This is a genomic window from Spirosoma daeguense, assembly GCF_054776875.1.
The window spans coordinates 667,728-683,793 of record NZ_BAAHBF010000003.1; the positions used below are offsets into that span (position 1 = coordinate 667,728).

Annotated in this window: 10 protein-coding genes and 1 pseudogene; 10 read left to right on the plus strand and 1 reads right to left on the minus strand. The window is 42.0% G+C overall.

The annotated features are described in order from the left end of the window. Nucleotides 1-23 precede the first annotated feature (23 nt). Complete coding sequence (locus ACYVD4_RS11850) at nt 24-1,052, minus strand: DinB/UmuC family translesion DNA polymerase (protein WP_460945750.1); 1,029 nt, start codon at nt 1,050-1,052, stop codon at nt 24-26. 83 nt (nt 1,053-1,135) lie between these two features. Here ACYVD4_RS11850 and ACYVD4_RS11855 point away from each other — a divergent pair. From ACYVD4_RS11855 to ACYVD4_RS11900, 10 genes and pseudogenes are all read left to right on the plus strand, one after another. Continuing rightward, nucleotides 1,136-2,256, plus strand: a protein-coding gene (locus ACYVD4_RS11855; protein WP_460945752.1) for an IS3 family transposase whose coding sequence is annotated in 2 segments (ribosomal slippage) — nt 1,136-1,397 and nt 1,397-2,256 — 1,122 coding nt in all. Because the reading frame shifts where the segments join, the coding sequence is not laid out codon by codon here. A 25-nt stretch (nt 2,257-2,281) separates the two neighbouring features. After that, nucleotides 2,282-2,667 (plus strand): annotated as a pseudogene (locus ACYVD4_RS11860) (IS701 family transposase); the annotation flags it as partial. Nucleotides 2,668-2,995: 328 nt separating this feature from the next. Further along, nucleotides 2,996-3,220 (plus strand): hypothetical protein, encoded by a 225-nt coding sequence (locus tag ACYVD4_RS11865; protein WP_460945754.1) that lies wholly within the window; start codon nt 2,996-2,998, stop codon nt 3,218-3,220. A gap of 293 nt (nt 3,221-3,513) precedes the next feature. Next, nucleotides 3,514-4,341, plus strand: coding sequence for a hypothetical protein (locus ACYVD4_RS11870; RefSeq protein WP_460945756.1), 828 nt, complete (start codon nt 3,514-3,516; stop codon nt 4,339-4,341). Nucleotides 4,342-4,358: 17 nt separating this feature from the next. Continuing rightward, nucleotides 4,359-5,516, plus strand: coding sequence for a hypothetical protein (locus ACYVD4_RS11875; RefSeq protein ID WP_460945758.1), 1,158 nt, complete (start codon nt 4,359-4,361; stop codon nt 5,514-5,516). Between the two features lie 222 nt (nt 5,517-5,738). Then, nucleotides 5,739-6,674, plus strand: coding sequence for a hypothetical protein (locus ACYVD4_RS11880; RefSeq protein WP_460945760.1), 936 nt, complete (start codon nt 5,739-5,741; stop codon nt 6,672-6,674). Further along, nucleotides 6,671-7,921 (plus strand): hypothetical protein, encoded by a 1,251-nt coding sequence (locus tag ACYVD4_RS11885; RefSeq protein ID WP_460945762.1) that lies wholly within the window; start codon nt 6,671-6,673, stop codon nt 7,919-7,921. The genes ACYVD4_RS11880 and ACYVD4_RS11885 overlap by 4 nt, the downstream gene beginning before the upstream one ends. Before the next feature lie 48 nt (nt 7,922-7,969). Next, on the plus strand, nt 7,970-12,169 hold the full coding sequence (locus tag ACYVD4_RS11890) for an Ig-like domain-containing protein (protein WP_460945764.1): 4,200 nt from the start codon (nt 7,970-7,972) through the stop codon (nt 12,167-12,169). 21 nt (nt 12,170-12,190) lie between these two features. Beyond that, a complete protein-coding gene (locus ACYVD4_RS11895) occupies nt 12,191-12,970 on the plus strand; it encodes a hypothetical protein (RefSeq protein ID WP_460945766.1) in 780 nt (259 codons plus the stop codon). Nucleotides 12,971-13,003: 33 nt separating this feature from the next. Then, the gene (locus tag ACYVD4_RS11900) at nt 13,004-16,057 is read left to right on the plus strand and encodes a tubulin-like doman-containing protein (RefSeq protein WP_460945768.1); all 3,054 of its coding nucleotides are present in this window, start codon (nt 13,004-13,006) and stop codon (nt 16,055-16,057) included. Nucleotides 16,058-16,066: the final 9 nt, after the last annotated feature.

Below are 16,066 nucleotides of genomic sequence, written 5' to 3' on the forward strand. Positions count from 1 at the left end.
CTTGTAAAAGTATACGTAACGGATTAGCTTACCCGTAAAATATCCTTCCATTGGGTTGTGTAATAAGGTGACATGAATTGTCGTTTGTGATGCCAGGTTGGGTTAAAGCCAGCATCAGCAATACGTACCTTATCGCGTCCGTATCGATAATTTAGTTTATCGATGACTTTCGCCAGTTTTGCCGTACGACGATCAGGGCCAGTTGTAAATAAACCCTGTTGCTCAAAGTCGACAGGAACGAGATTCGATAGAATAATCCCTACTTTCTTGAACTCATAACCGAACCTGAAAATCGATTCGAGCAGGGCTTGGGCATACGTAGCGAGTTCGAACGTACTGCTGGTGGCATGCGGCAGATTCACGGTTCGACTAGTGGAATACTGTTTCGCTAACTCGCCGTTGGGTGATTTCTTAAAAGGGTTTGTGTGAATGAATACCGTTATAGTGCCGGCAGCGGAATTCTGTTTCCGTAGCTTCTCTGCCGCTCGACCAACATACGTTGTTAGAGCTTCGGTAATAATGGCCAGATCGGGAATTAGTTTGTCGAAACTGGGGGCTGTCATAATGGTTTTTTTGGGCTTGGGTTCCAGCTCCAGCAGTTTGCAGGGACGGCCCCGTAGTTCATAGGCCAGACGCAAACCGTTCACTGTTAATTTTTGTCTCAGCCAGTCGTCAAGTAGGTCGCGGTACTGAGCAGCGGTTCGAATGTCATTCCGTTTCAAAAGGGATGCGTAGCGGTCACCTATACCCCACATATCCGCTACGTCGAAATCCTGTAACACCTCATCAATCTTCGCGCGAGTATCGAGCAGAAATACGCCGTTATATTCAGATATGCGTTTTGCGTAATAATTGGCGATTTTGCACAACGTTTTCGTTGGCGCAATACCCACACTGACAGGAATACGTGTCCATTGGTCAATGCACTGGCGTATTATTCGGGCGAATTCATCTAGATTAGGATACACCGTTTCGTAGCCGTTGAGGTCAATAAATGCTTCGTCGATTGAATATACTTCTACCTCTTCTACAAACCGATTCAGGGCCGACATTATGACGTCCCCCCAGAAAAGTGTTCCAGTATAAAGTAGAGAAAATCGGGCGATTTGGATTAACTTAAATCAAACAAATCGTCATGAAGACAACGAAGTTCACCGAAGCACAAATCGTTTTTGCTCTCAAACAATCTGAGAGTGGAGTAACCGTAGCTGAAGTATGCCGCAAAATGGGCATTAGCGAGGCTACCTTTTACAATTGGAAGAAGAAGTATGGCGGATTAGGTGTTGCCGAATTGCACCGATTACGCCAGTTGGAAGAGGAAAACCGTCAGCTGAAACAGCTAGTGGCCGACCTAAGTCTGGACAAACAAATGCTTCAGGATGTGCTCAAAAAAAAGCTTTGAGGCCAGCTCAGCGAAGAAAACTGGCCTCAAGTTTAATGGAAAACTATCGCGTTTCAGCCCGTCGTGCATGCGCTGTGATTCAGTTCCGTCGATCCTCCTTGCAATTTAAGTCTCGTCGTCGAGATGACTCCGTGATCCGGAAACGAATCAAAGAAATTGCCCAGGTAAGGGTTCGGTATGGTTATCAGCGGATTTGTGTGCTGTTGCGTCGGGAAGGCTGGCGTGACAACCACAAAAGGGTGTATAGAGTGTATTGTGAAGAAGGATTGCATCTCAGAAGCAAGCGTCCCCGTCGTAATCGAGCCGCTGCCCACCGGTTAGAGCGCCCCCAACTCTCCAATGTTCATCAGTGCTGGAGCATGGATTTTGTGGCTGACCAGCTGTTTGATGGGCGAAAAATTCGGGCTTTAACTATAGTCGATAATTATAGTCGCCAATGCGTGGCCATTCATGTGGGTCAGTCGTTGAAAGGCGACGATGTAGTAGCTGTGATGAATCAACTAAAATTGGTAAATTTATCGGTACCAGGACGTATCCAGGTAGATAATGGCAGTGAGTTTATTTCGAAAGCATTGGATCTATGGGCCTATGACAATGGGGTGACTCTAGACTTTTCTCGGCCCGGTAAACCGACTGATAATCCGTTTATTGAATCATTTAATGGGAGTTTTCGGGATGAGTGTTTAAACGCTCATTGGTTCTTGTCGCTGGAAGATGCTCGTGAAAAAATCGAGGCTTGGCGTCAAGAATATAATTCCTTTCGACCGCACAGTTCGCTCGGCGGACGAACACCAGATGAGGCCGGAATGGGCATCGAAAGCAGAACAAATGAACGTCCGATCCTCAATCTTTGAGCGGCACGCTTTTCGGGAGGACCTCAGTGGACTACTGGTTAAGTTGAAAGAGATACCTTTTATGGTTAAACTGTTCAAGATAGTTGCCCAAAACGGCGACATTGACTAGGTCATTACCAATGGCTTAGACGTATCTGTAAACCTATTTGTCACTGATTTAGCCAATGACAATCGGTGGCAGATTGAGGACTTCCATCGAGGCTTTAAACAACTGACAGGTTCAGAAAAATGTCAATGCCGCAAAGCTCGCTCACAACGGAATCATTTGGCTTGTTGCTACCAAGCTTGGGTTTTCCTCAAGGTCAAAGCCGAACAGACGCATCAGACCATCTATCAACTGCGGATAGGCTATTTTCTGACTGTTTGGTCAATGAGTTGGCTAATCCAAGAATTCAGGCAATATGTCCTTGAGCGAAAGCCATAAATCAGTATAAACTCTATTGTTTCAAGTCTAGTTTGAGAGCAACCGAGAAGCCTGAGGGCAATGATTTTTGCAGAAGGTTTAAATAAAACTTATAAAGCCACTCACCTTTTCTGTTTCTGTCAGATATAGAGAAAAGGTGAGTGGCTTTTTTAGTGAAGTGCGACTATTCGTGTGTACTCTGCTAAATAAAGCATGATTAAGTTACTGGATAGCTAAAATGGTAAATGATAGCGATAGTCGGTAACATCCTTTTAATAAATAGCTTCTGTCGGTTACTAATTAATAAATATATTTCAAGTCAAATTTTCCTTATACATGAAAAGTATACTCGCTGTAGGTTTTTTGAGCAGTTTATTAGTAAGTACAGTAGTAGGACAAACTCCTAATACTCGTTATCAGACTAGCACTAGCCAACACCCAATTCAACGTCCAGCTGTATCTACAGTTTATATTTGCGGGGGCGGGGTGCTTATGCTTATCATGCTTATCAATGCCATGGTCTTAATCGATGCCGTTCAGCAATTAGCCAAGTTAATGTGAGTGCTGCCAAAAATATGGGTTATGCACCTTGTAAAATTTGTTACTAATCGAAGCTAAATTAAATACTTACAGGGATAATTACTATTTCGTACAGGAAAAGGAAATAATCTTCGCTAGACCACTTTCATGATACTATGTAACCACATATTATTATGAAAGAAATTTTATACTACCGAAAAGTAAATGAGTTTATAGAAATTGACCTATGTTGTTATTAGTATAATTACATAGACTACTAAAATTTGTAAGTTTGTAATCCTATTTGGTATTTTTTTTGCTACTAATAACGCCATATGAATAAACTTTTTATCTATTCACTGTTACTTACTTTCATTATGGCAAGCTGTAGCAAAAAAGCGGTGGTACGTTTCGATATGAAACCGCCAGAGCTTACCTCTGGTGATGCCTTGACAGAAATAATGTTAGTTAAGAAGGCTCCCCGCATTGTGCTTCGAGTGCCAAATACGAGAAAAGGTGTTACAAATACACAAGGGACAACTAGCCACCATTCCGATGTCATAAATCCTGTAATTGTTCGTCAGGTTGGTAGTGGAAAATCTTCGGCTAAAATTCAATACGTTGATTCTCAATATGATGAAACTTCCTTATACAATGCCATAGAAAAACAACTTTTTAAGGCGGGGTTCAGTGTTCGTGATAGAGGGTTATTCAATCAGGTACTTGACGCCAATCCAACAACTGCTTATTCTAATATCAGTACTTTAACCGATACTGATCTGATCTTGGAACTTGTCCGTTTAGATAACCCAATCGGTTATACTACAAATGTCTGTTACACAGAATCCGATAATCAGCAGCGGCTAATTAATGAGTATCGTGATATGCGGGGAGCATCTGTAGAGTTCAAACTCGTATACGTAAAGTCTAATGAGATTGTTGGCTCTTATAAAATTCATTATACCCCTTGTCTAGAAGGGTGTAGAGGCATTTACAAAAAATCAGGTTCGAAGGGAATTTTTGTAAGAAGTTCATGGCTCCGACTAGGCGAAAAGGCAGAACTCAAAAAACTCAGTACGAAAGCTTACCAGGCATTAGATCAGGATGAGCTTGAGGCATTTATCACAGATGCGACAAGTCAGTTAGTGAAGTCAATGCGTTAACAGTTTTACCACACACTATGAAGAAAATTCTACTACTATCCTTATTCCTATTTAGTTTAAAAGCATCCTTATACGCGCAGGATAATGGAGATGTTATTTATACTGCCAATGGAAACAGACTAGATCGGGCTCAGATAACCGATCTAACAGAAGATCGAGTCGTCTTCAAAATGAAACAAGAGAACGGGACTATTACGCGTAGTTTACTTCGGCAAAACGTTTTAGTCGCTTTTAGAACGGGAAATTTCCTCGTAATTGATAAGTTAAGTGCAGATTTAAGTCAAGCGAAGCAGCAGCTACAGACGTTTCTGACGACGGCAGCATGGCAGGGGAAGGATTATTTACTAAAGGCAGTGCCTTTTGAAATCATCCCAGCGAAAATTTCTTATGAGAGTGATGTAATTGTCAATTACATTAACAACAAGAGTCAATCTGCCTCTATCCCTAAGGGTGAGTTAATAGCTATCTTTCGTAATGATGGTGGACATAACTTTTTGAGAGTTACAAATGAAGGGAGTTCAATGTTAGGTGAAGTTGGAAAACCTATTGGGATAACACAGTCTCAAATGGTCAGTTCTGCTACTGAGACTCCAATCCCAAGTGAACCTACACCTGGGTCAGTGTCTAAAGCTCCCCCTGTCGATACGCAACCAGCTAATACACCTCAAGGTAAAAAGGTAACGCTCAGTGACGCTGATTATCAATACTATCGTAAAAAAGCATTGGAAAAGGTTGATAAATTTGCCTCTTACCTTAATGTTATTACAGATAAATCTCAATCTTCTTACGTCAGAGACCAAGCTATTAATCAAGCGGCTTCTTTATTTATGCCTGCTGCTACTATTGAAGTATCATCCACCAAAAGACCGGGTGTTCGAAAATTTCAAATCCGAACTTACCTGAACAACTTAAAGCTGCTGCCATATAGTTCTACACAAATAGAGTGGAGTGAAATACAGTACCTTAAAGAGTTGTCACAGGCTATGGATGGGAACTATTATGGTATCATTACAGCACAGCAAACATTCATTGGCCGTGGCAGAGATGCTTTTTATAGTGACGTAACTCCAAAGAACGTACGTGTCAAATTAGAGCAGTATCATCTAACAAAAGATGGTAAAGATGATGTAAAATGGAATTTGCTGCTTGGTTCTATTGGTATTTCTGCCCAGTAGAGTATGCCATGAAGAGTAATAGTTCGATTAATCTCATCAAGTAAGAAATCTGATTTCATCCTGCCTTTATACTAGAAATAGTGATCAACGATATCTGTAATAGATGATCAAAGATTGTTTGATTATAATGAGGACCTTGGCATGGCAAACTGAGAGCACCTTATAGCCGAAAGAAAGTTGAGTAATGGGTCATTTGTTTGCTTTATAATTTATTGCCTTTTAATGAGAAAAGCTTATTCGTCGATTACTGTCATTGGGTTTACGTTCTTACTGAGTGGGGCGATCGGTTGCCATCAAGAACCAGATATACCGGCCTCTATTATTCCAACAACTTGTCAGATAAATAGTATTGCAAATGTTAATGAGGCAGTACACGATACAACTTACTATAAGTATAATGCTTTTGGGTCAATAGAGGAAATTACATATCGTCAGTGGGTTTCTGGTCGTCTTGCGGTCAGTAACAGACAAACATTCTTCTATAATTCGGATCATTATCTCAATACAAGTTATGAACTATATATAACATATTCGTCATCAGGTAACTGGGTCCAACAAAATAGGACTCATACTTATACTTACCAGGAAGGGCAAGTAGATCAGGTGACTACGTCAAATGCTCAGTCAGGACAGATAATTGGTTTTAAAATATATACCTATGACCAAGGTAAAGTAAAAACCTATACGGAAACCGATGGGCAAAAATCAATAATACGGAGCTATTCGTTTGATGGATTAGGTAAGCTTTCGCAAGCTAAGGAAGCTGGTTCGGAGATTGAGCTGACTAACGGAAAAATTACGAAGAGAACATTACAAGACAGCACTATTATTGACTCTCAATTCGATAGCCGTGGGCAGTTAGTTAGCGAAATAACAGTAGCTGCGAACGGACAAACCGAACGCACGTTCACATATGACAATCGCCCTCACTGGAATAAGACTCTGTTGCTATTTCGGGGCATTCCCGTACTTGATTTAGGTGGGCATACTGATGTTCATAATATAGCAACCAGCAATTTGCGGCAAACGACAAATGGACGTACTATGCGCGATCAGTCTTTTGCTTATCAGTATCAATTTAACAAAGCCAACTACTCAACTGGGTATTCGCGAAGCGATGGTTTTCGGCAGCGAATCAATTATTCTAATTGCCTATGAACTTCACTTTTACTCTTTTCTTGTCGGCTTTTTTACTGATAGCTACATTGTCGCTTGCGCAAACAGGTGAAAGGAAAATTTATACGGCAGGAGTAACTAATGGATATACCGGGACGCTCACAAAACGTGATAGAGATGAAATAACGTTTCAGGCCAAAAACAAAATTGATAATTTTAAAAATTTACTGGATTTATTGAGTACAGCTGATATTTTGGAGTCTGAACGTAATTCAGCGATCCAAAACAGTTATTTACCAAACCAAGATCAGCTATTCTATAATGATGCAATTGTTATTGAGGATGACATTGACCCAAAGCACATTGATGCTGATCATACAGCATATATAAAAGTTGATCGGTATCTTCATGATTTAGACTTGTTTTATACCAAGTCGTCGGAATCGACTATTAAAATCTCAAAAATTATTACATCGCCAGTTCTGGAAGGGAAAGAGTATGCATATATAAAAGTCTTCTTTACCACAACATTTACAGGAAAACACAAACAATCGGATGTTGCCTATCAACCCGTACAGCGTGTAGCTGAATTACGAGCTGACAGGGTCAACAAAAAATGGCAAACGTTAATTATCCGCTTAGGTTTTTTAAGGCCAGGGGAGGGGTTGACAGAGTTGAGTCCCCCCTCAATTACGCAAAATGTTGCAGTTAATCCTCGTATAAATTCCAGCGATATTGTATTCACAACGAAAAACAATCCTACAGATACAGTAACTATCCGTTGGGATAAATATTGGCTCAATGTAATCCAATCAACAAAAAGAACTTTACCTATAGGTTTTTATCAGCGTACTTCCGAAGCTAAGCCTAATAGTGAAAAACTTAGTATCATGCTTTCTGATCAGGATCGATTACTCACCTTTCAGCAACTTGACGGAACAGCTTATACATTTCAACGAAAGCTAATAGAAGATCCTCCAAGCGGCAATTATAGACTAAAAGGCTGGCTTCAGATTATTTCCGGTACACTAATACTAGGTACTGGCTATGTAGGTTATCAATCGCTACAGAAAAAATATAATGACTACTCAGTTAGAATCAATGCATTAAATGCTGAGTACGCTGTCTGGCAAACTTTATCTCAGCAACCTAGTGGCTCAGCTTTTACTTCAATGACATTCAACAGCTATTCCCAACCAGGAATATATGCTGTTTATGGTAGTGGCCTAATTGGAAGTGGGTTGATTATCAATGGGATTAGATGTTTGATAAAGGCCGGGAAAGGATAATATAGTTACTGAGTATATATGACTAATAATACATTTAAATACTGGCTAATGAGCTTACTGGTTTTGATCAGTCTCATACATGCTAATGGTCAGGTAAGTATCACATTAACTTATGGTGATCCAGCAGCGAGCCCAGAACTAGCCTTTGATGGAAATGTTTTTCAGGCAGGCTCTGAAATTGGAGACGTATCCTTTTATGCAAAATTTGGTGGTACTGGTACACGTTATTTCGAGATTGACTCTCCCGGAGAGAATGCGACAAGAAAGGTAAATAGTGATGGATTTGTTTCCATTAGGCCTGTCACCAGTATGGTTATTGATCAATCAAAAATAAAAGCTTTTTCTGGGTCAGTTATTGGGTCGATTGCAGTTAACGTAAAGCAATTAAGTATTACTACCGTAAATACGAACGTAGCAACAGATACTGCCCCCGGATCGGAAATTACCGTATATTATCGTACAGGAGCTGGCACATTTCCGGTTGGGCTGGTTGCCCGTAAGTTCAGAGTGCAATTATTAACAGCTGATGGTACGCCAGTCACAGAATTACTAAATGCTACTGATCAATACAGCGGTCGAGAACAAGCTGGTTCCAGTGCTGGGGGGCTCAGATCGATTAAAGCGACAATACCATCTTCAGTAAATACCGGTACCTATCGGGTTCGTGTCATTACTCAAGGGCTTATTGATAACGTCTTTGGAACTTCCAGTACTACATTTACTATCAGAACTAATTCACCAACAGTTGCCACTATTGCAACGAATAATATTTCGGGCACTGTTTGCGCGGGAGCAACCGTTTCTTTCCCTTTTTCAACTTCAGGTACGTTTCCCGCTGGAAACTCATTTAAGATACAGTTGGTCAATACGGATGGGAGTGTACTATACGATTTGCCATTTACAAGTAGCACTTCGCCAATTAGATCAACATTACCTACTACACTCACAACTGGGACATACCGATTTCAGGTTGTAGCCACTGCTACGAATGTACAAAGTAATGTAAGCTCTCTGTCTGTATTTGCGCTGCCTACGATGACTATTTCTGGTAGCTCAACCATCACAGCCGGAAATACCGCCACAATTCGTTTAGACTTTACAGGTATAGCCCCCTGGTCATATTCATATACTGACAATGGAACTATCCGCTCTGGGGTTGCCTCTGGTAGTCCAACGTCAATCACACCTACTTTTACTGCTCCTACTACCTATGATAAATCATTTATAAGCTCTTTTTCTGATATTAGGTGTGGAGTAAGTTCCTTCATAGATGGAGCAGCGCAAATTACTGTAGGGCAGCTCGTACTTGCAACCGGTACTATCTCTGGAACATATTGTCCTGGCTCATCAGTCCTCGTCCCATTTACGATTAGTAGTTCGTTACCATCAAGCGTAATTTATCAGGTTGAGATTTCCAATGAGCAGGGAAGTTTTCAAAATGCACAGTCTATCGGTACTGGTACAACTAGTCCTATTCGTGTTACAATACCTACATCTTTATTGGCGGGAACTGGCTACCGGGTTAGGGTAGTCGTTCAGAAGCCGACGAACTCTAGTTTGCCTGACTATAGCAACTCAGTTAATCCAGTGGCAAGTTCACTAGCCATAAGCCGTCCTGTTAATCCGATGGTAACTGATTTATCGTATTGCGCAGGAATGAGTACTATGCCTCTAAGTGCAACTGGGATTAATCTCAAATGGTATACAACTAACACTAGTTCACAGTCCTTGGTAGGAGCGCCAACTCCTCCTAACAATCAGTCAAGTGTATATTATGTAAGTCAAACGCTTAATGGATGCGAAAGTGCCCGCCAGCCTCTTTCAATATCTATTACCCCTATTCCTTCGGCACCGATAGTAAATAATATTACAATGTGTCAAGGTGGTCAGGGTCAACTACCAACATCTATTCCCAATGCCCTTTGGTATTCTGCTGCTTCAGGTGGGATCGGGTCCTCACAGCCTCCAACGGTCAATAATCAGAGTGTGGGAGACCAGACATTTTATGTAACTCAAACAATAAATGGCTGCGAAAGCTCACGGAGTGCTGTTAGAGTGGTGGTAAACGCTCTACCATCTGCACCCACATTGCCTGCATCTATATCATTGTGTCAGAATGCTATTGCAAACTCGTTAACCGCAGTGGGATCTTCTCTTACATGGTACAGTTCGTCGGGCAAGCTATCAGGTTCACCTGTTCCTAATACATCCTTCGCAGGTACCCAGTCTTATTCGGTAAGCCAGACAGTGAATATGTGTGAGGGCCCACAGGCTGCCATTACAGTTCAAATTGTGGCTGCTCCCGCACCTCCCTTAGTAACTAATTCTCGGTATTGTGTTGGAGAAAATCCACGTTCTCTAACAGCGACAGGGGCAAATCTAAGATGGTACTCAATTGCTACAGGTGGAACTGGCTTGGCAAACCCACCAGGTTTCTTCACCGACGTGGCAACAGCATACAATTTTTACGTGTCTCAAACTGATGCTAATGGTTGTGAAAGTACCCGCCAGACTATGACTGTATTAATTATAGCTGCGCCCTCCGCACCAGCTGTCAATAGTGTTTCAATTTGCCAGGGTGGTCAAGGGCAATTTTCCAGTTCTGTGCCAAACGCTTTGTGGTACACATCGGCTACTGGTGGCACTGGGTCCACCCAGCCTCCAATTTTGAACAACCAAACCACTGGCGACCAAACGGTTTATGTAACTCAGACCGTTAATGGGTGTGAAAGTCCACGGGCTGCTGTTAAAGCAACTATCTATGCTATTCCGAATGCCCCCTCCATTCCAGCGCCAACTTATTTATGTCAGTTTAGCTCGGTTAATTCTCTGACAGCTGCTGGCGCCAACTTAACCTGGTATAATCAGGATGGTAGGTTGCAAGGCGCTCCTACACCTAATACCTTATCAGCTGGTTTGCAGTCTTATTCGATAACTCAGACCATTAATAACTGTGAAAGTCCACGTACAACAGTAAGTGTTATTGTACGCTCCGCTCCATCAATGCCTATTGCAAATTCTGTTCGTTTCTGTGTAAATGATGTCCCTCGTTCAGTGACTGCAGGTGGATCGAATTTGAAATGGTATACGGCGTCGTCAGGTGGAAATAGCTCTACTACATCCCCAGCTTTCTTTACCGAATCAGCAACAGTACTGACGTTTTACGTAACACAGACGGATAGCAGTGGCTGCGAAAGCTTAAGGCAACCTGTGTCTGTATCTGTTGTCGCACCCCCGTCAGCTCCAAGTGTAATTTCGAATCAGACTATTTGCCAATTGACTAAAGTTGGTTCATTAACAGCCTCTCCCAATACTGGATTAATTTGGCAGGGTCCAGGAATTATGGGTAGTAGTGAAACCGCTCCTGTTCCCAATACGTCACAGCCTGGTATTTTTACTTATATGGTAGCTCAAAAAGCTGGCACCTGTACAGGACCAACTGCCCAAATCAATATAACCGTTGTACCAATTCCTACGGCGCCGAAAGTTCAGACACCCATAGCTTTTTGCATTGGCACAGCTAGTACCCCGCTTTCAGCTACCGGCTCTAATTTGACTTGGTATACAAGTGCTGATCACACCAGTTCATCATTTACCCAAGTGATGCCCAATACAAGCCGAGCTAATATAACGACGTATTATGTTACGCAAAAAGATGCTAACAATTGTGAAAGCTTAAATAGCGTCGTTGAAGTTCGTGTATCACCTAAAGCTACCGCTACAATTTCTGGGGATGGAGCAATATATCCAGGCGACAGCACCGCCATCCGGGTTCGACTAAGCGGTGATGCACCTTGGGCATTTACGACAAACTGGAATGGTAAAAATGTCGTAATCAATAATGCAAAAGATTCGCTGTATGCATCATGGGTGCGGCCAATCAGTACAACGACGTATACGATAAGTAATCTCACAAGCGGCTGTGGACTAGGTGATGTGGGAATACCTTATACATTACGTGTTAATATACCTCTTAATTCCCAACCTTCTCCAGAACCGGTGTCAATTGTCGTCTATCCGAATCCTACCACTAATGAGGTGTACGTAGATTGGCGTTTTCCAATACTTCAGACGGTTACTATGCAACTCATCAATACAAAAGGTGTTATTATCAGGCAGTTAACACGGCAATCTGCTGCCACATCTCAAATTGAAATCTTTCAATTGGATGACCAGCCCGTTGGAATGTATTTTTTGAAAGTAAAAACGAAGACCGACGTAATCATAAAGCGAATTGCCAAACAATAGACTACTAAGTCATAACTATTTATGTCCACACTGTTTGAAATCCTTAGTTTATTGACTAAGAGTGTCATATTGATCGCCAGAAGCCGCTCTGCAATTATGATCACCTTGTTAATTGCACTAATTATAGCTGGTCTATCTTGGTATCTATGCAACAACTATGTAAAGCTTTGGAATCGGCGCTTTCGACTGACAACTACTCATCAAGTTCTAACGTTAATAGCTAGCGTTCTAACTTTCTTTTTTGTATTAGCTTTCAGCGGGTTAAAATATATCAAGGAAGTTGCGACGACTATAGTCAGTGTTTGGGAGAGTTATGAAATTAAAGCTGACGAGCAGTGGGGTAATGCAGCCTTCCGCGAGGCTTATTATAAAATAAAAGAACTAAAAGCCGAAAATTTCGATAACCATCCAGCTCCAGAAGAAGGAGGGCATCTTATTCCAGTGACGAAAAAAGTCTCGCAAGAGCTGGCCGCTAAATTATACGCTAGCGCTGCTTGTGCGCATTTTGATAAAGTACATCCGTTTTTGAGTAAAATTATCTGGTCAAATCCAGCAAAATCAGCAGATAATATATCAAGTGATGTAGCAAATTACTTTTCGAACAATCCCGGTAGTAATTATTCGGCTGGAAAAGCAATTGATATTGCTGCTGGTACTATAAAGACTCAACTTTCTACGCAGACTCCACGCACCGTTATCATATCGCGCATCGTATTGGTAGTCTTATATCTATTGGTAATGGCTATTCCTTTAGGAGCAATCGGATATGCTGCCTATAAAGATATACGTATTCGGAAATAGCCTGCCTGCTTAAAAACTAAAAAATTAATTACCATGGCAAATCATTTACTCATTGGATTGGGGGGTACAGGTGGCAAGGTCATTCGTGCTTTTCGTAAAACCATTTATCAAGAGTTCCGCAAGAATAGTCCTGACAAAATCCACATAGGCTATTTGTACGTCGATTCCAGTGAGGAACTGATGGGCATTGAAGACTCAACATGGAAAATTCTAGGCAAGAGCGTTCAACTCGGTGAAAATAGTAAAGTGCGCATTAAAGGGCAAGACCTTAAATCAGTTCTTGGCTCTGTAGACCAATATCCGGGTATTCAGCCGTGGATTGGTGACCGTTCTACGTGGAATGACGTCTTGGGTGGCTTAGTTGGTGATGCTGCGGGTGGGCAGAAGCGACGCTTGGGCCGTTTCCTTATGGCAACGAACATTCAAGCCGTCAACAATGCGCTACGTGCACAAGTGCGAGATCTCCAGCAGGCTTCTATGGATCAAAATATAACATTTCATATCTGTTGTGGCTTGGCCGGTGGGACTGGTAGCGGTACAGTTGTAGACATGGTTTCACAAATCAGGAAACAATATAGACCGATGGGACCAGGTCAGTATCGGATTGTGATTTATGCATTTTTACCGGATGAACAGCCTAAGCCAAACCGAGATATGACCGGATTTTATCATGCTAACGGTTATGCGGCACTGCGCGAACTTAATGCCCTAAGCATTGGGTCATTTAAGCCGATTGATTTAATGGCTGAAAACGTCATGCAGTTACAGTTAGACCTACAAGACCCATTTAATGGCTGCTATCTATTTTCGAATCAGAATGAGAATGGTTATCTGGTTGATGTCGACCAGCGATTGCCGGAGATTATTGCTGACTTTCTTTATCAGAAAATAGTTGCACTTGATACAGTACAAGTAGCAGGGCAGCAAACGCATCCTCAAGCCGAGTTTAGCCGTCAGGAGAACGCAGAGAATGGAGATAGTAGCCCGGAGCCTTCGCCAAATGATCCGAATATGATGGAGCGAAGCAAACGCTTTCTCACATTTGGTTTAAAGCGGATAGCAATTCCCGAAGAAGAAATTAGAGAATACACGACACTGACGCTGGCAAATCAGGCTACTCAGCACTTGCTGTATAACAACTGGAACGATAACACTGGCTGGGACAATAAGGCTAAGAATATCGATTTCACGTCTTATGTAGAAGACAAAGCAAATTTGGAAGCATGGTCGCTTACCAATGATCACTTGATCTACTCCAAAGGTATACTTGGAAGCGATAAAGCAAACAAAAACTGGCGTTTAATCAACGAGTACTGGCCTGTAGTGGCCGGTCCAATGATGACCACAGCTATGAATGAAGACTGGTCACAGTGGTTACGAGAGGTTGAACGATTATTCGCTGAAAAGTTCGACAATGAGTATCGTGGGGTAGGTGTCAAGAATTTTTACGCCAACAAGGAGTCGGCTAAACACGCCATTGCGACTGAAATGATTCAGTCATTGGAAAGCAGACTAATCGACTTGTGGAAAGCCGGACAGTATTCGATGTTTGATATTCGGAAAATTACCGAACAGCTTGGCGTTTGGGTACGTAACAAAGTAAGCGAAATTGAAGGTCGTATAACAAAACTTCGAGAGGAAATTCCCAAAGAAGAAGATAAGCTCAGCGATAACAATAAGCAGTATAGTAGCATTGGTATCTTATCTCGGGGAATGGGTAAGCACAAAAGTATGCTAATTGCCCATACTGAAGTTCTAGCGCAGTGGTATCGTCTACGTACAACATTGGAAGGCTGGGAATTTGCTAAATCGTTGCTTGGCAATTACGCTATTATCCTGGCAGACTTACAAAAAGACATTGCTAAAACAGTTCAGACGTTGTCGTTGTCGATTGAAAAGTTCGACACCGAGTTGAAAGAACGTTTACAGGATAATGGCCGTGATTTGAATGAGCATGTTGTTCGATTTTACGACAAAAATAAAGTTACGCAAGCACTACCGAATTTTGTCCTCAACAAGAATCTTCAGCATACTACGGCTGGTAATGTTCGTAGTAAACTCCTGGGCATTCTGGGAAGTAATCCGACATTCACCAACTTTAACAGCAAAATTACCTCAACTGTTTTTCAGGATACATTGTCCGAAACATCGGAAGAAAACGCAGCTATTTGGCATGCCAGTCTCACTCCAACCCAGCAGTTTATGGGGCAAAGCATCATTGATAAATTACAGGAAGAATACGCTGGCAACCCTAACGCGCTGACCGTTTTCATTCGAGACATCGTCAAGCAATCCGGCAGCTATCTTCGGTTTAATTCGGATGAGATCAACAAAAAAGGTGACGGTATTCCAGTGAGGCCTGATAGAGTCACTACATACACGATCATAATCCCCCATGTACCTAGCTCACAGGCTTTCGTTACGCAATTGGAAGAAGCGTTCCGTCAGAATATTTCCACGACGGGCAACGTCAGCGTTTCTATTGTTCCGCAGAACGATCCGCGTCGGCAGCACGAAATTGTACTAATGACGGTGACAAACCTATTTCCACTACGTTTCGTTGGGCAACTCAATTACCTTAAACAGGGCTACGACCGGCAGGTGGTTCATCACCCAAATGTTGCTGAGAAAGCAAAGAACCGGATGCTACTTCATCTGGAAGGCGATGGTGCGCAACATCCGGATTTGTATATAAAGACAATCACTCGCAATGAATATACTCCTTTCCTTATTATCGCTGTAGCAATGGGTCTGTTCGCAGAACTCGAAGACGAACGGGGAATAAATCAACTAGCCTTGTTACGAAAAGATAAGTATGGCCTAGATGCCGACCCCGTCTTCCTAGGTAGCGACTTGCACCATGCCCAAGAAAATATGCCAATCAAGGATTTAGCCTCCCTCAAGCAAGAGGTTGAAGCTAAATTGTCTGGCGAGTTTCTACACATAAGCAAACGGAAAGAGCTTCAAGAGCAGGTTGTTAAAGAAATTAATGCCTTTAAAATCAAAAGAGGTAATAGCATTACCGATCCTGTCTTTATTGCTTTCCGAAATGCTGGTACACAGGCGCTTGACATCATTAATTCGTAATCCCCACCA

What these genes read in the sequence shown, in the direction of transcription:
- ACYVD4_RS11850 (WP_460945750.1), bottom strand. Translation starts at nt 1,052, where the DNA reads ATGTCGGCCCTGAATCGGTTTGTAGAAGAGGTAGAAGTATATTCAATC.
- ACYVD4_RS11865 (WP_460945754.1), top strand. Translation starts at nt 2,996, where the DNA reads ATGAAAAGTATACTCGCTGTAGGTTTTTTGAGCAGTTTATTAGTAAGT.
- ACYVD4_RS11870 (WP_460945756.1), top strand. Translation starts at nt 3,514, where the DNA reads ATGAATAAACTTTTTATCTATTCACTGTTACTTACTTTCATTATGGCA.
- ACYVD4_RS11875 (WP_460945758.1), top strand. Translation starts at nt 4,359, where the DNA reads ATGAAGAAAATTCTACTACTATCCTTATTCCTATTTAGTTTAAAAGCA.
- ACYVD4_RS11880 (WP_460945760.1), top strand. Translation starts at nt 5,739, where the DNA reads ATGAGAAAAGCTTATTCGTCGATTACTGTCATTGGGTTTACGTTCTTA.
- ACYVD4_RS11885 (WP_460945762.1), top strand. Translation starts at nt 6,671, where the DNA reads ATGAACTTCACTTTTACTCTTTTCTTGTCGGCTTTTTTACTGATAGCT.
- ACYVD4_RS11890 (WP_460945764.1), top strand. Translation starts at nt 7,970, where the DNA reads ATGAGCTTACTGGTTTTGATCAGTCTCATACATGCTAATGGTCAGGTA.
- ACYVD4_RS11895 (WP_460945766.1), top strand. Translation starts at nt 12,191, where the DNA reads ATGTCCACACTGTTTGAAATCCTTAGTTTATTGACTAAGAGTGTCATA.
- ACYVD4_RS11900 (WP_460945768.1), top strand. Translation starts at nt 13,004, where the DNA reads ATGGCAAATCATTTACTCATTGGATTGGGGGGTACAGGTGGCAAGGTC.